Source organism: Pseudomonas sp. ANT_H12B, from assembly GCF_008369325.1.
Classification (GTDB): Bacteria; Pseudomonadota; Gammaproteobacteria; order Pseudomonadales; family Pseudomonadaceae; genus Aquipseudomonas.
The window spans coordinates 1-20,049 of the sequence record NZ_VOBI01000021.1 but is presented as its reverse complement, the minus strand read 5'-3'; the positions used below and the strand labels follow the sequence as shown (position 1 = coordinate 20,049).

15 protein-coding genes are annotated in these 20,049 nt (G+C 60.2%); 9 read left to right on the top strand and 6 right to left on the bottom strand.

Translation table 11 applies throughout. The features are described from left to right. Positions 1-14: 14 nt before the first annotated feature. From FQ185_RS25450 to cmoB, 9 genes are all read left to right on the top strand, one after another. On the top strand, positions 15-1,397 hold the full coding sequence (locus FQ185_RS25450; protein ID WP_149419845.1) for a carbohydrate porin: 1,383 nt from the start codon (positions 15-17) through the stop codon (positions 1,395-1,397). 213 nt (positions 1,398-1,610) lie between these two features. Continuing rightward, a complete protein-coding gene (locus FQ185_RS25440) occupies positions 1,611-4,022 on the top strand; it encodes a glucose/quinate/shikimate family membrane-bound PQQ-dependent dehydrogenase (protein WP_149419843.1) in 2,412 nt (803 codons plus the stop codon). Positions 4,023-4,525: 503 nt separating this feature from the next. Further along, positions 4,526-4,888: a DUF6124 family protein gene (locus FQ185_RS25435; RefSeq protein ID WP_149419842.1), complete on the top strand. Its 363-nt coding sequence runs from the start codon at positions 4,526-4,528 to the stop codon at positions 4,886-4,888. 723 nt (positions 4,889-5,611) lie between these two features. Beyond that, positions 5,612-8,029, top strand: coding sequence for an endopeptidase La (lon, locus tag FQ185_RS25425; RefSeq protein WP_149419841.1), 2,418 nt, complete (start codon positions 5,612-5,614; stop codon positions 8,027-8,029). A 176-nt stretch (positions 8,030-8,205) separates the two neighbouring features. Next, positions 8,206-8,634 carry a hypothetical protein gene (locus tag FQ185_RS25420; RefSeq protein ID WP_149419840.1) on the top strand — a complete coding sequence of 143 codons (429 nt, stop codon included), beginning with the start codon at positions 8,206-8,208 and terminating at the stop codon, positions 8,632-8,634. A gap of 134 nt (positions 8,635-8,768) precedes the next feature. Beyond that, a complete protein-coding gene (locus FQ185_RS25415) occupies positions 8,769-9,161 on the top strand; it encodes a protease inhibitor I42 family protein (RefSeq protein ID WP_149419839.1) in 393 nt (130 codons plus the stop codon). A gap of 2 nt (positions 9,162-9,163) precedes the next feature. After that, on the top strand, positions 9,164-9,799 hold the full coding sequence (locus tag FQ185_RS25410; RefSeq protein ID WP_149419838.1) for a lysoplasmalogenase: 636 nt from the start codon (positions 9,164-9,166) through the stop codon (positions 9,797-9,799). 125 nt (positions 9,800-9,924) lie between these two features. Beyond that, positions 9,925-10,704 (top strand): carboxy-S-adenosyl-L-methionine synthase CmoA, encoded by a 780-nt coding sequence (gene cmoA / locus FQ185_RS25405; RefSeq protein ID WP_178113600.1) that lies wholly within the window; start codon positions 9,925-9,927, stop codon positions 10,702-10,704. Further along, the gene (cmoB, locus tag FQ185_RS25400; RefSeq protein WP_149419836.1) at positions 10,701-11,657 is read left to right on the top strand and encodes a tRNA 5-methoxyuridine(34)/uridine 5-oxyacetic acid(34) synthase CmoB; all 957 of its coding nucleotides are present in this window, start codon (positions 10,701-10,703) and stop codon (positions 11,655-11,657) included. Before cmoA ends, cmoB begins: the two co-directional genes overlap by 4 nt. 123 nt (positions 11,658-11,780) lie before the next feature. Here the strand turns inward: cmoB and tadA are convergent, their stop codons facing one another. The 6 genes from tadA to treC all read right to left on the bottom strand — a co-directional run bounded on the left by tadA (position 11,781) and on the right by treC (position 19,827). Further along, a complete protein-coding gene (tadA, locus tag FQ185_RS25395; protein ID WP_149419835.1) occupies positions 11,781-12,278 on the bottom strand; it encodes a tRNA adenosine(34) deaminase TadA in 498 nt (165 codons plus the stop codon). After that, a complete protein-coding gene (locus FQ185_RS25390; RefSeq protein ID WP_149419834.1) occupies positions 12,278-13,654 on the bottom strand; it encodes a multicopper oxidase family protein in 1,377 nt (458 codons plus the stop codon). The genes tadA and FQ185_RS25390 overlap by 1 nt, the downstream gene beginning before the upstream one ends. A 293-nt stretch (positions 13,655-13,947) precedes the next feature. After that, the gene (locus tag FQ185_RS25385) at positions 13,948-14,247 is read right to left on the bottom strand and encodes a PTS transporter subunit EIIB (protein WP_149419833.1); all 300 of its coding nucleotides are present in this window, start codon (positions 14,245-14,247) and stop codon (positions 13,948-13,950) included. A gap of 2 nt (positions 14,248-14,249) precedes the next feature. Then, positions 14,250-16,784, bottom strand: coding sequence for a phosphoenolpyruvate--protein phosphotransferase (gene ptsP, locus FQ185_RS25380; protein WP_149419832.1), 2,535 nt, complete (start codon positions 16,782-16,784; stop codon positions 14,250-14,252). Positions 16,785-16,846: 62 nt separating this feature from the next. After that, positions 16,847-18,070, bottom strand: a complete 1,224-nt coding sequence (locus FQ185_RS25375; protein ID WP_149419831.1) for a carbohydrate porin — start codon at positions 18,068-18,070, stop codon at positions 16,847-16,849. 107 nt (positions 18,071-18,177) lie between these two features. Then, positions 18,178-19,827 (bottom strand): alpha,alpha-phosphotrehalase, encoded by a 1,650-nt coding sequence (gene treC, locus FQ185_RS25370; RefSeq protein WP_149419830.1) that lies wholly within the window; start codon positions 19,825-19,827, stop codon positions 18,178-18,180. Between the last annotated feature and the right edge of the window lie 222 nt (positions 19,828-20,049).

Below are 20,049 nucleotides of genomic sequence, written 5' to 3'. Positions count from 1 at the left end.
AGAATTTCTTCTCTATGCCTGATTTTCAAACTTCGCGAGACAGCGCTGTCTTGCCAGCTATTGCCAGCCGAAAAGCCCTGAAGCTGATTGGCAGCCTCAGCGCTTTCGGCCTCGCCACCTGCGTTCATGCGGCCCCGGCCTTTGATAGCGACTCACCGTGGATGCTCGGCGACTGGAACGGCGCTCGTACCGAACTTTCGCAAAAGGGCTACGACTTCAAAGTCGATTACACCGGCGAAATGGGCAGTAACCTGCATGGCGGCTACGACCATGATCGAACCGCTCGCTACAGCGATCAGTTCGGATTCGGTACCCATCTGGACTTGCAGAAGATTCTGGGTTGGGACGACGCTGAGTTTCAGCTGACCATCACCGAACGCAACGGCAACAACATCAGCAACGACCGGATCAACGATCCGCGTGTGGGTGGTTTCACCTCGGCCCAGGAAGTCTGGGGTCGTGGCCAGACCTGGCGGCTGACACAGATGTGGTATCAGCAGAAATTCTTCGATCAGAAACTCGACATCAAGGTCGGTCGTTTCGGCGAAGGCGAAGACTTCAACAGCTTCCCCTGCGACTTCCAGAACCTGGCGTTCTGCGGTTCTCAGGTCGGTAACTGGGTGGGCGGCATCTGGTACAACTGGCCGGTCAGCCAATGGGCGATGCGGGTCAAATATCACCTGACACCGGAGCTGTACGCACAGGTCGGCGCCTACGAGCAGAACCCGTCGAACCTCGATCGCGACAACGGTTTCAAGCTCAGCGGCAGTGGCACTCAGGGCGCGATTCTGCCGGTGGAATTGGTCTGGTCGCCGAAACTTAATGGCCTGCCGGGCGAGTACCGCGCCGGTTATTACTACAGCAATGCGAAGGCCACTGATGCCTACAAGGACAGCAACGGTCAGCCGGCAGCCTTGAGTGGCGAGGCTTACCGCAGCGCGTCTAGCAAACACGGTGTATGGCTCGGTGTGCAGCAGCAATTGACCAGCCGCGCCAGCGACAACTCTCGCGGCCTGAGCGTGTTCGCCAACGGCACGATGCACGACAAGAAGACCAACGCCATCGACAACTATGTCCAGGCAGGCGTCGTCTACAAGGGCTTGTTCGATGCGCGCGCCAAAGACGACATCGGTTTCGCCATGGCTCGCGTCCACGTCAACCCGGCCTATCGCAAAAACGCCGAGGCGACCAATCAAGCCCGCGCCGTGTTCGACTACGACGACCCGTCGTTCCTGCCGCCGCAAGACACCGAATACAGCGCAGAACTCTATTACGGCGTGCACGTCACCAACTGGCTGACCGTGCGCCCGAACCTGCAATACATCCGTCACCCCGGTGGCGTGGACAAGGTCGATGACGCACTGATTGGCGGGATCAAGATCCAGTCGTCGTTCTAACCAACACCACAAAAACCTGTGGGAGCGAGCTTGCTCGCGATGAGGCCAGTACAGCCAACATTGATGTTGTCTGACCCAGCGCTATCGCGAGCAAGCTCGCTCCCACAGGGAATGCGGCGCCCAAACACTTTTTACATGAACCATGCCCACGCCAGATCGTCATCTACAGTGAACTTGCGCGGGACTACTTAAAACGTCACGGAGAACCACACTATGAGCACTGATGGTGCTTTGAGTCGAAGCCGTCTGTTGCCGAGCCTGCTCGGTATCCTGCTTCTGCTAATGGGCCTGGCCATGCTGGCCGGCGGGATCAAGCTGAGTATGCTCGGCGGCTCGTTGTACTACCTGCTGGCCGGTATCGGTCTGGCACTGACCGGCGTGCTGCTGATTGCGGCACGCCGCGCTGCGCTGGGCCTCTACGCACTGGTGTTGTTCGCCAGTACCGTTTGGGCCTTGTGGGAAGTCGGCCTCGATTGGTGGCAGCTGGTACCGCGTCTGGCGATGTTGTTTGCGCTGGGCCTCGTCATGCTGCTGCCGTGGTTCCGCCGTCCGCTGTTGCGCGCAGGCGCTGCCCCGATGGGCACCGGCGCCCTGAGCGTGGCCGTGGTCATCGCTGGCGTCGCTGCACTGGCCAGCCAGTTCACCAACCCCGGCGAAATCAAAGGCCAACTGGATCGCGACAGCGTGCCAGGCATGACCAACACCGCCCCGGCCATGCCCGACGGTGACTGGAACTCCTACGGCCGCAGCGCCCATGGCGATCGTTATTCGCCACTGGCGCAGATCACCCCGCAGAACGTGAACAAGCTCGTTCCGGCCTGGACCTATCGCACCGGCGACCTGCCAGGGCCGAACGACCCGGGTGAAACCACCGCCGAAAACACCCCGCTGAAAGTCAACGGCATGCTTTACGTGTGCACGCCGCACAGCCAGGTGATCGCACTGGACCCGGACACCGGCAAGGAAATCTGGCGTTTCGATCCGAAGCTCTCCACGCAGAAAGCGGCGAACTTCAAGGGTTGGGCGCACATGACCTGCCGTGGCGTGACGTATCACGATGACGCCGTTTATGCGTCCGAGCAAAGCCCGACCGGCAGCGCCAGCCCGGCGCCAGTCAGCAACGTCTGCCCACGCCGGATCTTCCTGCCGACCGCTGACACCCGCCTGATCGCCCTCGACGCCGACACCGGCAAGATGTGCGAAGACTTCGGCGACAAGGGCCAGGTCGACCTGACCGCCAACATCGGCGGCTTCAACGCTGGCGGCTACTACTCCACCTCGCCACCTGCGGTCACCAAAGACCTGGTGGTGATTGGCGGCCACGTCACCGACAACGTCTCCACCGACGAGCCAAGCGGCGTGATCCGCGCGTTCGACGTGCACACCGGCAAACTGGTGTGGAACTGGGACAGCGGCAACCCGGACGACACCACGCCGATTGCCGACGGCAAGGTCTACACCCGCAACTCGCCGAACATGTGGTCCATGTTCGCCGTCGACGAAAAACTCGGCATGCTCTACCTGCCGATGGGCAACCAGACCCCGGACCAGTTCGGTGGCAATCGCACGCCTGAATCGGAACTGCATGCCGCCGGCCTGACCGCCCTCGACATCGCAACCGGCCAGGTGCGCTGGCACATGCAGTTCACCCACCATGACCTGTGGGACATGGACGTCGGCGGCCAGCCAACCCTGATGGACCTGAAAACCGCAGACGGCGTGAAGCCAGCGGTACTCGCGTCCACCAAGCAAGGCAGCATCTACGTGCTGGACCGCAGCACCGGCAAGCCGATCGTACCGATCAACGAAGTACCGGTGCCGCAAGGCGCTGTCGAAGGTGATCACACTTCGCCGACCCAACCGAAATCCGACCTCAACCTCATGCCGCCGCCGTTGCAAGAACGCGACATGTGGGGCGTCACCCCGTTCGACCAACTGATCTGCCGGATCGATTTCAAATCCATGCGCTACGACGGCCCGTTCACCCCGCCATCGCTGCAAGGTTCGATCGTTTATCCAGGCAACTTCGGCGTGTTCGACTGGGGCGGTATCGCGGTTGACCCGGTGCGTCAGATCGCCTTCGTAAACCCGAGCTACATGGCGTTCAAATCGAAAATGATCCCGGCCGCCGAAATCTCCGCCCAGGGCCCGCGTAAAAGCGAAACCGAAGGCGTGCAGCCGAACAAAGGCGCGCCGTATGGCGTGGTCCTCGAAGCCCTGCTCTCGCCAATGGGTCTGCCATGCCAGGCGCCAGCATGGGGCTACGTGGCCGCGATCGACCTGACCACCAGCAAAACTATCTGGATGCACAAGAATGGCACCGTACGCGACAGCTCACCGGTTCCGATCCCGCTGAGCATGGGCGTGCCTAGCCTGGGCGGCACCTTCACCACCGCCAGTGGCGTTGGCTTCCTGAGCGGCACCCTCGACCAGTACCTGCGTGCCTATGACGTGAAAAACGGCAAGCAGTTGTGGGAAGGCCGCCTGCCGGCCGGCGCGCAAACCACGCCGATGACCTACACCGGCAAGGACGGCAAGCAATACGTGCTTGTTGTTGCAGGTGGTCACGGATCGCTGGGCACCAAGCAAGGTGACTATGTGATGGCGTTCAAACTGTCCGAGTAAGGTTTAGCGGCGTTTGAAGCAAAGGCGACTCCTGTGAGGGGGTCGCCTTTTTTTGTGGCCGCTGGATTTCCCGTTCCACCGCACATCCCCTGTGGGAGCGAGCCTGCTCGCGAAAGCGGTGTGTCAGCACCTCCAATGTTGAATGTTAAACAGCCTTCGCGAGCAGGCTCGCTCCCGCATTTTGATCGTGATCGGCCTGAAAAAATTTGCGTATGTCCTACAGATTTAGCGGGGCCTGGAGAGGATTCCGACAGGCTCTGTCGGTTGTCGTCTCGGAAGTTGGGGAGATAGGCTTTGAGAGTCGCTGCAAATTCAGCGAACGGGTTTGGTCGCCCAGGTTTAGAATGGCGCACTTTTCGTGCTTGCTTCATGGCGAGCTGTGCGTGGGAGGGCTTCGGCCCTGCCGGGTTCCATTCCCTGGTCGACCAACCTGCGTATGGTTCGCCACCCAACTGCTTGGTCGCAGTCGTGGCGAACTCCCGGTCCTCGAATGGAGCTTCACCATGTTCAAAGCAACACCAAATCCCCCCGAAACTGCCGCTGTTTCCCCCTACGAATCTGCCGATTCAAACAAACTCAACGAAGCCGCTGAACGCGCCCTCGATTTCCACTTCCCGTCGATTGCCGACATCAAAGCCACCCCACGCACGCCCAGCACCCTGTTCACGGTGGACCCAGCCGCCACGACCGAAACCCTGGTGGTTTATCTGGTCGAGACGTTGGCCTCTGTCGATGTGATGGTCCATCACTTGGTCGACCATCTGGACGGTGGAGCACGCAATGCCCTGCTAGGCATTTCAAACAGCATCATGCTGGCGGAGATCACCGCGAACCGAGTGCTGGATCAAATCGAACCACTTCAGTAAACGCAGTGCTCCCTCGCCGCGATTTGTTGATCGTTTGATCGTTCCCACGCGCAGCAAAGGAACGCATCCCATGACGCTCTGCGTCACATCCGAAAGCGGAACGCGGAGCGTCCCTGGCTGCATTCCTTAGCTGCGCGTGGGAACGATCAACTGGGTGCAGCAGAAAGAGACCGGTCGGCTGTCAGGCCGCCATCGCAGGCAAGCCAGCTCCCACAGTGTTCGGCGTACACCCGCCCGCTCTAAACCACTCATCAGGCCGAGCGTTAGCTCGCCTGCAGCTCTTGATCTTGACCCACCCGCCCCTTCGGGAGGCTGAGTGGAGGTGTTCATCCGGGGAGTGGCGCGCAGCGCCGTTCGACGCAGTCGAACACGCTGCATGTAGGTCGTCGCGAAGCAGACCGGAGGGCAGTGTCCCCGGATGGATACCGGAGCGAAGGAACGCCGAGCCCAAGCGAGGGGCCGGACGCTCGGGGCGAGCCTTTTTTTGCTTACTTTTTTTTGGCGTTTGAAAAAAAAGTGAGTCGCCGTAAGGGCGAAACCGCCAGCCGCCGTTACCGCAGGAATGGATATGTACCCGGTCAACCCACAACATGGTCGGCCCAAAGGCCGCCAAGTCAAAGCACCTGTCAAAAACCCGAACACACATCACGAAAAGCACCCTGCCATTGAAACCACCCACCACCCGCCCCATCTAACACCCATACCCAATTGCGCAGGTGCCCCATGAGCGACCAGCAAGAATTCCCCGAAGACCCGAGCGAATACGCCGACCCAGAGAACGCCGAACACCACTCCACCGGCAAAGGCCTCGCCCTGCCAGGCCAGAACCTGCCGGACAAGGTCTACATCATCCCGATCCACAACCGCCCGTTCTTCCCGGCCCAAGTGCTGCCGGTCATCGTCAATGAAGAACCGTGGGCCGAAACCCTGGACCTGGTCAGCAATTCCGAGCACCACTCCCTGGCCCTGTTCTACATGGACACCCCCCAGGAAGACCCGCGCCATTTCGACACCTCGGTCCTGCCGCTCTATGGCACCCTGGTCAAGGTTCACCACGCCAGTCGCGAAAACGGCAAACTGCAATTCGTCGCCCAAGGCCTGACCCGTGTGCGCATTCGCACCTGGCTCAAACACCATCGCCCGCCGTACCTGGTGGAAGTCGAATACCCGCACCAGCCCACCGAGCCGACCGACGAGGTCAAGGCCTACGGCATGGCGCTGATCAACGCGATCAAGGAACTGCTGCCGCTCAACCCGCTGTACAGCGAAGAGCTGAAGAACTACCTCAACCGCTTCAGCCCCAACGACCCGTCGCCGCTGACCGACTTCGCGGCCGCCCTCACCTCGGCCACCGGCAACGAACTGCAAGAAGTGCTCGATTGCGTGCCCATGCTCAAGCGCATGGAAAAAGTCCTGCCGATGCTGCGCAAGGAAGTCGAAGTCGCGCGCCTGCAAAAAGAAATTTCCGCCGAAGTTAACCGCAAGATCGGCGAGCATCAGCGCGAGTTCTTCCTCAAAGAACAACTCAAGGTCATCCAGCAAGAGCTGGGCCTGACCAAGGACGACCGCAGCGCCGACATCGAACAGTTCGAACAGCGCCTGGAAGGCAAGGTTCTGCCCGCTCAGGCGCAAAAACGCGTCGAAGAGGAAATGAACAAACTGTCGATCCTCGAAACCGGTTCGCCGGAATACGCGGTCACCCGCAACTACCTCGACTGGGCGACCTCGGTGCCGTGGGGCGTGTACGGCGAGGACAAACTTGACCTCAAGCACGCGCGCAAAGTCCTGGACAAACACCACGCAGGCCTCGACGACATCAAGGACCGCATCCTCGAATTCCTCGCGGTCGGTGCATATAAAGGCGAGATCAGCGGCTCCATCGTGCTGCTGGTCGGCCCGCCGGGCGTAGGTAAAACCAGTGTTGGCAAATCCATTGCCGAATCCCTCGGCCGGCCGTTCTACCGCTTCAGCCTCGGCGGCATGCGCGACGAAGCCGAGATCAAGGGCCATCGACGCACCTACATCGGCGCGCAGCCGGGCAAACTCGTCCATGCGTTGAAAGACGTCGAAGTGATGAACCCGGTGATCATGCTCGACGAGATCGACAAGATGGGCCAGAGCTACCAGGGCGACCCGGCCTCGGCGCTGCTGGAAACCCTCGACCCGGAACAGAACGTCGAATTCCTCGACCACTACCTGGACCTGCGTCTGGACCTGTCGAAAGTGCTGTTCATCTGCACCGCCAACACCCTGGACTCAATCCCCGGCCCGTTACTGGACCGGATGGAAATCATCCGTCTGTCGGGTTACATCACCGAAGAAAAAATCGCCATCGCCAAGCGTCACCTGTGGCCCAAGCAACTGGAAAAGGCCGGCGTGTCCAAAGGCAGCCTGAGCATCAGCGACAGCGCGTTGAAAGCATTGATCGACGGATATGCCCGTGAAGCCGGGGTGCGCCACTTGGAAAAAGAACTGGGCAAACTGGTGCGCAAAGCCGTGGTGAAATTGATCGACGAGCCGAAAGCGGTGATCAAGATCGGCCCGAAAGACCTCGAAGCCTCACTCGGTCATCCAGTCTTCCGCAACGAGCAAGTGCTGTCCGGTACCGGCGTCATCACGGGGCTGGCCTGGACCAGCATGGGCGGCGCGACCCTGCCGATCGAAGCCACGCGCATTCACACGCTCAACCGGGGCTTCAAACTCACCGGGCAACTGGGCGATGTGATGAAGGAGTCGGCAGAAATTGCCTACAGCTACGTCAGCTCCAATCTGAAGTCGTTTGGTGGGGATCCGAAGTTCTTCGACGAAGCTTTCGTCCACCTGCACGTGCCAGAAGGCGCCACCCCGAAAGACGGCCCGAGCGCGGGCGTGACGATGGCCAGCGCCCTGCTTTCCCTCGCCCGCAACCAGGCACCGAAAAAAGGCATCGCCATGACCGGCGAACTGACGCTGACCGGGCATGTACTGCCGATTGGCGGGGTGCGCGAGAAAGTGATCGCGGCGCGGCGGCAGAAGATCTTCGAACTGATCCTGCCAGAGCCTAACCGTGGAAGCTTTGACGAATTGCCGGATTACCTCAAGGAGGGAATTACCGTGCACTTTGCCAAACGTTTCGCGGATGTGGCGAAGATATTGTTCTGACTTCGACTGAGACGCTGTCAACCTCGATTGGCAGCGTTTCGCTTTATGCTTTAAATACTGCACACCTATAGAGAAACGTTACTAAACACTGTTATTTATGACAGTAGACATTACGACTGACAAATTCCAAAACTAACCGGGCTGAATCTTTTTATAAATTCAAACCCGGAGCAGGTATGAACAACTCCCCCACTCAACAGTCAGCCACAGGCATATGGAAATTCGACATTAACCATGAAATTCTGCCCGCCAACAAACTATATGGGACTATCTATAGTAACGTTGTCACCCTGCAAGGCTCGCGCTGGCAGGACCTGACCGGTTTTGATTTTAGAATAGATATTGTGGACAGCATTCTTGGTAATGGGCAGCAGGATTTGCCTCCGAATGGACGCTATAACTATCCGCTGGAGAAAGAGCTCATCAAGGTTAGTTACAACGGCATGAAAGACGGCCAGCACTTTGACAGCACCCCGCAAGATGGACAAATAACGATATGCCTTGACCCGATAAAAAAACTTTATTACGGGCATCTGGACATTGTTTTTTTGGTCCATCAGAAATCGTTAAATATTGAAAGCATCTTCGGCATTCAAATCCCCTAAGAGGTTAACGCATTGCGGAATCTGCCGACGACGTGGGCAAGTTGTCGGTGAGATTTTTGGCACCGTCCAATTAGCATCCGGTGCTACTTCAGTTATGCTCGCCGTTCGTCGTAAATGCCGGAGCCACTGACCTTATGTCCCCCACCCGCCTGTTTGTCCCCCTCAGCCTCGCCCTGCTGGCCGCCTGTTCCACGCAACCGAAACAGAACGTGACCGTGGAAAAACAAAGCGAATGCCCGGCGAAGCTGCACAACGGGCAAAACCTGATCCTGACCCTGCCCAGCAACCCGACTACGGGTTACCGCTGGGCGATCCAGGATTCGGCCGGTGGCGTATTGCGCGCGCTCAGCCCCGAGGTTTACAGCAACCCGGAAGACGCTGGCGTCGTCGGCGCGGCCGGGATCTCGACCTGGCGCTTTCAAGCGGTCGCTACCGGTACCGGGCGTTTGCGCCTGACGTCCCAGCAGCCTTGGGCGCCGGAAGTGCCGGCCGTGGACACCTTCGACTGCGCGATCTCGGTTAACTGATCATGGGTTGGCTGATTCTTGCGTTGATGGGCGCGGTGAGCTTTGTGTATGGCCTCAGCGTGCATGCGACGCTGCTATGCCTGCTGGTCAAACCGATGCCGGTGCTGGCCCTGCTTGGTTGGCTGCACGACGCACCGCCCAGCGAGTATCGGCGCTGGATCAGCCTTGGCTTGATTTTCTCTCTGGTCGGCGATGTCTTGCTGGCATGGCCGGTGGATTTGTTCGTGTTCGGTCTCGGGGCGTTTCTGGTCGCCCATCTCGCCTATCTGAAAGCTTATTTGAGCGATTGCCGGCGATTGGCGGTGTTGCCGCTGATCCTGGCCCTCGGTGTTGGCGCCGTGCTGCTGGGGATTCTGATTTCAAACGGTTTGGGGCCGTTGCTGGTGCCGGTGATCGTTTATGGTCTGGCGATCAGCGCCATGCTCTGGCGGGCGCTGGCCCGGCTCGGCACCGATGTGCCCAAGCGCTCGGCGCTGCTGGCGGCGGCGGGTGCCGTGGCGTTTGTGTTTTCCGACAGCGTGATTGGCATCAATCGATTTGTTTCGCCGTTTCATGCTGCGCCTTACGTGATCATCCTCAGCTACTGGCTGGGGCAATGGGGGATCACGGCGTCGGCGTTCGCTGAAAAACCGCGCTGACAGATCGCGAAGGGACGCGGAGCGTCCCGGGTGGCATTCCCATGCAGAGCGTGGGAACGATCAGTGCGAAGTATGCCCGGCGGTTTATCAGACAACCCGCGCATCCGCGCGCCAAGTTGGCTAAAATGCCGGCCTTTTCCATCTACGCCGCTGGAACCGCCGTGAGCAAAGACCCCGATCGCCTTTTCGCCCAGCCTTTGGCCCAGGTGCCTGACTTCGCCTTTAACGAGGACGTGGTGCGGGTGTTCCCGGACATGATCAAGCGCTCGGTGCCCGGTTATCCAACCATCGTTGAAAACCTCGGCGTGCTCGCCGCGCAGTTTGCCCAACCCAACAGCGTGCTCTACGACCTGGGCTCGTCGCTGGGTGCGGTAACTCAGGCCCTGCGCCGCCACGTGCGCACCGATGGCTGCCGCGTCATCGCTGTGGATAACTCGGCGGCGATGGTCGAACGCTGCCGCGAATACCTCAACGGTCAGGACTCGATGTTTCAGGAGTTGCTGCCGGTGGAAGTGATCGAAGGCGACATCCTCGCCCTCGAGTTTCAGCCAGCCTCGGTGGTGGCGCTGAATTTCACCCTGCAATTCATCGCCCCGGACCAGCGCACCGCGTTGCTCAGCCGTATCCAACAGTCGCTGTTGCCCGGCGGTGCCTTGATCCTCTCGGAGAAGCTGCGCTTCAACGATCCTGAAGAACACGCGTTGCTCACCGACCTGCACGTGGCCTTCAAACGCGCCAACGGCTACAGCGAACTGGAAATCGCCCAGAAGCGCAGCGCCATCGAAAACGTCATGAAGCCCGACAGCCTCGAAGAACACCGCGAGCGCCTGTTGGCTGCCGGGTTCTCGAAAGTCGTGCCGTGGTTCCAGTGTCTTAACTTTGCCTCGTTGATTGCCTTGCCATGATTGATCTGTCCCCCCTCGCCCGCCGTCTGGCCGGTACTCCGCTGGCCGACTGGGCCAACACCCTGCAAGCGCAACTCGACAAGAAAATGGAAAAGGGTCACGGCGACCTGGAGCGCTGGCAAAGTGCGCTGGACGCGTTGCCGAAGATTCAGCCGAGGGTCGTCGATTTACTGAATGGCCTGACGCTGGACACCGATTGCGACGATGAAACCCGCGCTCAAATGCGCACCGCGCTGATGGGTTTGTCGCCATGGCGTAAAGGGCCGTTCGACCTGTTTGGCGTGCACGTCGACACCGAATGGCGCTCGGACTGGAAATGGTCACGAGTCGCACCGCATCTGGATTTGAAGGGCAAACGCATCCTCGATGTCGGTTGCGGCAACGGCTACTACATGTGGCGCATGCTCGGCGCTGGCGCCGACAGCGTGATTGGTGTTGACCCGAACTGGCTGTTCTTCTGCCAGTTCCAGGCGGTGCAGCGCTACTTGTCCGAACCCAATGCCTGGCACCTGCCGTTTCCTTTCGAAGACCTGCCGCCGAACATGGAAGGCTTCGACACGGTGTTTTCCATGGGCGTGTTTTATCACCGCCGTTCACCGATCGAGCATTTGCTGGCGCTGAAGGATTGCCTGGTCAAGGGTGGGGAACTGGTGCTGGAGACGCTGGTGATCGAAGGCGATCAGCAACAGGTGCTGGTACCCGAAGACCGTTATGCGCAGATGCGTAACGTGTGGTTCCTGCCGTCGGTGCCGGCGCTCGAATTGTGGCTGCGGCGTGCCGGGTTCACGGATGTGAAATGCGTTGATGTCAGCGTGACCACGGTCGAGGAACAACGCGGGACCGAGTGGATGAAGTATCAGTCGCTGAGTGATTTCCTTGACCCGGAAGATCACAGCAAAACGGTTGAAGGGCTGCCGGCGCCGATGCGCGCCGTGATCGTCGCCCGTAAGTAGCCGCCGATCTCCCAGACACCAGATAAACCTGTGGGAGCGAGCCTGCTCGCGATGAGGACCTTTCAGCCAACGAAGATGTTGGATGTCAGTCCGCTATCGCTCGCTCCCACAGGGGGGCGGTGTTTAGTCTGCTGGTTTGGCTCTTCGGGCCTTGAAGAACTCGCTCAACACTGCCCCGCACTCCTCAGCCAACACCCCGCCTTCATAGAGCACCCGGTGATTCAAAAATCCCTGGGTAAAAAACTGCCCCTGACTCTGCACAATCCCGGCCTTGGGCTCTAGCGCACCGTAAACCACCCGCGCAATCCGCGAATGCACGATCAATCCGGCGCACATGCTGCACGGTTCAAGCGTCACGTAAAGCGTACTGCCCGGCAGGCGATAGTTGCTCGCGGCCAGGGCGGCAGCGCGGATGGCAACCATCTCGGCGTGTGCACTCGGGTCGTTGCCACTGATCGGGCAATTGAAGCCACGGCCGATGATTTCGCCGTCCTGCACCAACACCGCGCCCACCGGCACTTCGCCCAGCGCAGCGCCTTGAGCCGCCAGGACCAACGCTTCGCGCATGAAGTCTCGATCGCGGCTACGGTCGATGATCGCAGCGGGACGTATCTGACGCATCACGCCACCTCGATGGCGGCCATCAGGCCGGTTTCCATGTGGTCGATCACATGGCAATGGAACATCCACACCCCAGGGTTATCCGCCACCAGCGCCACTTGCGCGCGTTCGTTCTTGCCCAGCAAGTAGGTGTCGGTGAAGTACGGGATGACCTTGTGCCGGTTCGAGGCGATGACCTTGAAGCTCATGCCGTGCAGGTGAATCGGGTGCTGGTACTGAGTCATGTTCTTCAATTCGAAAATATAGCTTTTGCCCTTCTCAAGCTTGGCAATCGGGCGGTCGGCGCAGGTCTTGTCGGTGATGTCCCAGGCCTTGCCGTTGATCTGCCACAGGCTCGGCGGCTTGCCGTTATCGACGTTGACCGACACCGAGCCCACCCATTCGAAATTGAAGTTGAGTTTCTGCGCGTTGGCCAGGTCCGGTTCGGCCACCGGGTTGGCGGGCAGCGCGGGCGGCCATTCGGTTGGTGCGTCGCTGTTGGCCACCGAGCGGAACGTGCCCAGGCGAACCGGTCCGTTGCGCAGGGACAACTCTTCACCGGCCGGCGGTGCCTTGATCGCCAGGCAGATACGCATGCCAGGTCCCAGCCAATATTCCTTGCCCAATGGACGCGGTTCGATGGGGTTGCCGTCCAGCGCGTAGATCTGCGCTTCGACGCCAGGAATGTTGAGACGATAGGTCAGCGTGTTATCAAGGTTGAGCAGACGCACGCGGGTGATCTGCCCGGCGGGCAAATCAATCACCGCCTGGGCGACGCCGTTGATGGTCGACAAGCGTCCCGCCGTGCCGCCACGCGCCGCTTCGCGCGGAATGCTGAACGCGACGAAAGCACCCTCCTCATCGACGTGCCAGCTCTTGAGGCTCAAGGTTTTTTCGTAGTTGAAACCGGTCGGCTCGCGCTCTTCGATGATCAGCGGGCCGACCAGACCACGGCCAAGTTCTTCGCTGCTGTTCACGTGCGGGTGATACCAGTAGCTGCCTGCATCGGGCACGCGGAATTTGTAATCGAAGTATTCGCCCGGCAAAACCGGGAGCTGCGAGACGTAGGGCACGCCGTCCATTTCCAGCGGCAGGCGAATGCCATGCCAGTGAATGGTGGTCGCGACCGGCAGGTGATTGATGAAGCGCACCCGCAGCCATTCACCCTGTCGAACGCGCAACTCGGTGCCCGGTGCCGAGGGGCCGAATGCCCAGGCTGGGGTCTTGTGCCCGGCCACCAGTTCGACGTCCAGCGGTGCGGCGATCAGCTCGTAGTCGTGGCCGGCGTCAGCGTCGGCCATCTTGCCCAACCAGTACCGCGATGCGCCCCCCGCTCCGATACCAACGACAACAAGACCGGCCAGGCCACCGAGGATTTGGCGACGGGTAAAGGACATGAACTCAACTACCTCACGTATCAGCGACAAGCACGGGGCCTGTAAAAGGCGAATACGATACACCTGCGGTTGAGAAACAGTAAGGGTGGGGCGGCGGATGGCCGCAGAGGCCGCCCCTCACCCTAACCCTCTCCCCAGGGGGTAGAGGGGACTGACCGTGTTGTTCTTGGAGCTACATCGACCTGAAAAATCGAGTCGAACTCAGGTTTGAAAAGCTTGAAGATCGGCTCCCTTCCCTCCTCTCCCCCATGGGGAGAGGGCTGGGGTGAGGGGTGGCTCTTGACGCTGATCACTTAACGTCCGGCAACCACCAACCCCATCAACAAATGCACAACACCTTCGCCCAGCATCATCACCCCCGGCACACCGGCCACATTCAATGCCTGCCGATCCATCCGCCCCACATCCCGCAATTCCACCCGAACCCGGGTCAACGCCACAGACTGCTGCGACTTGAGGTTATCCACACCACCCAACGCCGCCACGACCTCCGGCGCCAGGCCCGAAACAACCTGAGCCACCACCTTCGGCTCATCCACCACCAGATCCGGAGTCAACGCTTTCCAGAACGCCCGCTGCATTTTCTCGAACATGTTCAGTTCTCCAGTACCAGTGAAGTATCGACCGTCGCCTCGTGATACAGCCGCAACGCCTCGCGCACTTGCTCGGCGCTTTCCAGGCCCAGCACTTGCTGGGCGATGGCCTGGCAGTCCAGCAGATCCACTTCGCGAACCGCCGCTTTGATTGCCGGAATCAACGGCACGCTCACCGACAGTTCATCCACCCCAAGTCCCAGCAACAATGGCACCGCCAGGGTTTCCGAGGCCATGGCGCCACACACACCGACCCATTTGCCATGGGCGTGGGCGGCCTTCACGGTGCTGGCAATCAAACGCAGCACCGACGGATGAAAACTGTCGGCCTGACTGGCCAGACGCGGGTGATCGCGGTCCATGGCCAAAGTGTATTGGGTCAGGTCGTTGGTGCCGATCGAGAAGAAATCCACTTCGGGCGCAAACAGGTCAGCCATCAGCGCCGCTGCCGGCACCTCGATCATGATCCCCAGTTTCGGCCGTTCAGCGAGGCCCAATGCCAGCGCCTCTTCCTCAAGCAGCTGCCGGGCCAGGCGCAACTCCGACAGCTGCGTGACCATGGGCAACATGATGTGCAGACGGGCCAGCCCGGCGCTGTTCAGGATCGCTTTGAACTGATCGCGCAACAGCTGCGGGCGCTCCAGACACAATCGAATGCCGCGCATGCCGAGGAACGGATTGGTTTCGCTGTCCATCGGCACGTAGGCCAACGGTTTGTCGCCGCCGACGTCCAACGTCCGCACCACCAGATTGCGCGCAGGTCCGAGTACTTTGGCGATGGCGCTGTAGGTGGATGCCTGTTCGTCATGGCTCGGCGCATGATTGCGATCCAGATAAAGAAACTCCGAACGCAGCAAACCGACGCCCTCGCCTCCCAGTGCCACGGCCTGCTCCGCTTCAGCCAGTGAGGCGATGTTGGCCGTCACTTCAACGTGGTGTCCATCGCGGGTACACGCCGCCAGCGTTGCGTGCGCCAACTCATGTTGATGGCGCTTCTGCTGGCGCTGACGATTGGCTTGCAGCTGCTCGATGGCCGCCAGATCCGGGTCCAGATGCAGCTCGCCCTTGTCGGCGTCGAGCAACACTTGGGTGCCGTTGGCCAGCTCCAGCACCTGAACGGGTAACCCGCAGATCGCCGGCAAACCGGACGCCCGCGCGAGGATCGCGACGTGGCTGGTAGCGCCGCCACCGACCGTTGCGAAACCCAGTACCTTGCGGGTATCGAGCCCGGCGGTCTGTGACGGCGTCAGTTGTTCGGCAATCAGGATCGCCCCTTCCGGCAGCTCCATCGCCTGATCCTGTACGCCGAGGATCCGCTTGAGCACTCGCTGGCCGACATCGGCCAGGTCCGCCGCCCGCTCCGCCAGCAAAGCATTACCCAGGCTTTTGAACACGGTTGCTGCCGACTCGGTGGCCGCGCGCCAGGCGAACCCGGCACTTTTGCCTTCGTTGATCAGCACGTGAGCTGCCTCCAGCAAACCCGGGTCTTCGAGCAGTTCCTGGTGCGCCTTGAAGATGTCTGCCTGCGCGCTGCCCATGGCGTTGTCGCGCAGTTGTTGCAGGGCCAGCAGCGCCTCGGCCAGGGCGCGGGACAGATGATCGCGTTCAACCTGTGGTGTGGCGCCGAATTCATTCACTTCCAGGGGTTGTTCGGCTATCTGCACCACTTGGCCAAACGCCGACCCGGCCGATGCGCACACCCCACGCAACACCGTCAGCGATGAAGCCTCAATCGCATTCGCCTCAACCGGCGCCGAGGTCGCCCCCGCTTCACCGCATCCAGTCGCCAGCAACTCGGCCAGTGCCTTGATCGCCGCTTCAGCATCCGGGCCAGCCGCGCTGACTTGCACAACGTCACCGTGTGCCGTCTGCAACGCCATGATTGCCACCAAGGATTTCGCGTTCGCACTCGCCTGCTGTTTATGCAGGTAAATGCTCGCCGAAAAACCTTTCGCCGCCTGGGCGAACACCGCTGCCGGGCGGGCGTGCAAACCGTTCGGATTGGCCAGTGTCACCGGTTTGGAAAACAGTGCTTCGCTCTCTTCCGGCACGGGCTCATCCGTCGCCTGCTCGATGGGCTTCAAACTCAGTAGCGGCTGGCCGCTTTCTATCAAACCCGTTTCCGGTGTCAGCCAAGTGAACGGCTCACCGCTGACCACCAGCATCAACGTCAGCAGGCTGCGGGCATGCAATGCAATAAAATCGGCATCGAACTCGATCAGCGACTGCCCGACGTCAACCTGCTGGCCCTCCTCCACCAACCGCGTGAACCCTTTCCCGGCCAGGTTCACCGTGTCGAGGCCAATGTGCATCAACACCTGCACGCCATTTTCGCCGGTGATGCTGATCGCATGCCCGCTGGCCTGCACGTTGCTGACAACCCCTGACAGCGGCGCGCACAACGTCGTTGAAGTCGGATCGATGCACAGGCCATCGCCGATCACGCGGCTGGAAAACACCGGATCGGGTACAAGGTCCAGTGGCATCAATACGCCGGACAGCGGCGCGAGCAGTTGCAATTGTTGGGGTGTGGCCATGACGTCACCTGCTGTTTTGTTCTTTGAAGTGCCGATGGAGCGCGAGGCTCCGACAGCATCGCTTATTTCCACCAGTACTCGACCTGCAATCCGACATTCGAACCGTGGCGCGCCGTACCGAAGGCGCCGGTGTCGGACAACGCCGACCCCGCCGCCAGTTCATTGGCCGCCCGTTTGGCCGCCTCGTTCCAGCTCGCATAGGTGTAATACAAACGCACCTCGGGGCGAGCCCAGAATTCCGGACCTTTGGGCGACCAGGTCGGGGCGAAGGTGAACTTGCTCAGCTTGCGCGTGCCGCCCGTGGCCTCGACCTGATCGTGGCCCAGTTCGGTCACCAGTTTGAACTGCTCGGTGAGCGCATAAGCCGGGCGAACGCCGAGGGAAATCCAGTTCTGATCGCTGCCGTCCGGGCGAATGTCTTTCTGGTAAACCGCCTCGACTTGCCCGCCGAAGCGTGGCGTCACCTGCCAATCGAAGAATTCCACCACACGGTAACTTTTGTTGCTGTCATCCAGCTGCACGTTACCGGTATAGCCCAACCCGGTGCCGGGGCCTTCGCCGTACTGAAAGGCCAGTTTGTTCTTGCCGCCCAGAAAGCCCTTTTGCACATGCTGAGCAGTGATCGCCCAACCGCGATGAGCGTCGCGGCTGTCGGGTTTGTCGATGTAGCTCAGGCCCAACTCCAGTTCCCCGTCGGGGTTGGTATTAAATCCGGCCACGTTGAAATCATGTCGGTTGATGTAGTCCTTCTGGTACAGGTTGTCCTTGCGCGAGAAGGCGTAGCTGTATTTCAGGTCACCGATCAGCATGTCCTCGATACCGCCGCCCGTGGCGCTCTGATTCCAGTAGTAGAAGTCGGAAATGTGGATATCGTTCCGTTTGTAGTAACGCCGGCCGGCCCACAGTGAACCGCCGTTGAGGCTCGGCAGATTCGACCACTGCGCGTACAGCTGCGGCATCCGCACCGAGCCATTGTCGCCCTCGAAGGTCAGACCGCGGTCGTACTGGTTATACAACGAAGCCATCCCGTCGACGCTGAACACCGAGCCATCGTCCAGGGTGTACAAGTCCTGTCGCAATTCCAGCTCCCCGTACTGTTCACATTCGTTGCCCAAGCGGTATTTCGTTTGTGCCCCCGGTAATTGAAAACACGACTGGGAACTGCTGTTGACCGAGGTTCCTGCACCGCTACGCAAGTAACCGCCAAACTCCAGCGCCTGAGCCGAAAACGGCAACGCCAGGCACACACTCGCCGCTGCAAGGCTGCGATTTATTGTTGTTTTCAAGAGCTACCCAATTATTTTTATTGTGTGATTCGGCAAAATCGGCGCGCAAAACTCCCCCGCGCAGCGTTCTGCGTGTTTTTTGAAACGGTGCTTTTTTTGGTTAAGCGTCAGTCGTCGGTCAGGTGCAGGACGAACGACTCATAGGGCCGTAAAAAGACCTGTCGCTTTCGCGGCGGACAGTCCGGGTAGTTGCTGATCACCAGGCGTTGGCTCATCGCTTCGCTGAGGACCTCATCCGGCAGTTCGACTTCACACGGCGTGTTGTAAAAGTTGTTCAGCACCAGCAATCGTTCGCCATGGCCTTCGCGGACATAGGCCCAGATTCGCGTGTGCTCGGGCAGCAGTTGCCGGTAAACGCCGTCGGACATCAACGCTTCAGTGCGGCGCAGGGCAATCAGCTGACGGTAGTGATGCAGCACCGAATCCGGGTCATCACGTTGCGCGGCCACGTTGATCTGCGCGGCGTTGGCCGGCACGCCAATCCAGGGTTCAGCGACGCTGAAGCCGGCATTCGGTTCGGCATTCCAGTGCATCGGCGTGCGGCCGTTGTCCCTGGACTTCTGCATGATCGCCGCCATGTTGTCGGCGTCGCTTGCGCCCGCCTCGCGCTTGAGCCGGAAGATGTTCAACGTCTCGACATCGCGGTAATGATCGATGTGATCGAAGCCCGGATTGGTCATACCCAGTTCCTCACCCTGGTACACGAACGGCGTGCCCTGGAGGAAGTGCAGCGCGGTGCCAAGCATCTTCGCCGATACCACCCGATGCTCACCGTCATGGCCAAAACGCGAGACCACTCGTGGCTGATCGTGGTTACACCAGAACAGTGCGTTCCAGCCACCACCGGCCTGCATGCCGGTCTGCCAGTCGGAGAGGATGCGCTTGAGTGCGAGGAAGTCGAAGTCGGCGCGAACCCACTTCTGCAGGTTCGGATAATCGACTTTCAGGTGATGGAAGTTGAAGGTCATCGACAGTTCTTTCGACTCCGGCCGCGAGTAACGAATGCAGTGTTCGAGGCTGGTGGACGACATCTCGCCGACGTTGATCAGGTCGTGGCCCTCGAACACTTCGCGGTGCATTTGCTGCAGGTATTCGTGGACGTTCGGGCCGTCGGTGTAGAAGCGCCGACCGTCGCTGTTGTCCTCGGGAAAATCCGCCGGTTTGGAGATCAGGTTGATTACGTCGAGACGGAAACCACCCACGCCCTTGTCACGCCAGAAACGCATCATCTTGAACACTTGGGCGCGCACCTTGGGGTTGTCCCAGTTCAGGTCGGCCTGGGTGTGATCGAACAGGTGCAGGAAGTACTGACCGGTCTGGGCTTCGTACTCCCAGGCCGAACCGCCGAATTTGGACTCCCAGTTGTTTGGCTGATCACGCCAGATGTAGAAATCGCGGTACGGGTTGTCGAGGCTGCTGCGGGCTTGCTGGAACCAGGTGTGCTCGATGGACGTGTGGTTGACCACGATATCGAGCATCAGCTTGATCCCGCGCTTGCCGGCCTCGGCGATCAGCAGTTCGCAATCAGCCATGGTTCCGTAGCTCGGGTCGATGGCGTAGTAGTCGCTGATGTCGTAACCGTTGTCGCGCTGGGGCGAACGCAGGAACGGCGTGATCCACAGGCAATCGACACCCAGCCAGTGCAGGTAGTCGAGCTTGGCCACGACGCCGAGCAAATCACCCGTTGGTTTGCCGGCGTGGCTGTGAAAACTCTTCGGGTAGATCTGGTAGATGACCGAACGTTGCCAGTCTTGCATGGCGCTATTCCTTCAGTAAGTTTTGTACAGGCCCTTAGGGCCTCATCGCGAGCAGGCTCGCTCCCACAGTTGATTGCATTCCCATGTGGGAGCGAGCCTGCTCCGGGCGGCGATCCGACGAATACGATCTATCAGGCAACCCGATACCCCGGCCGGACAATCTTCATGCTCAACCCGCAGGTCAAAACAAACGGTACGACCATGGCGATGATCATCCCGATC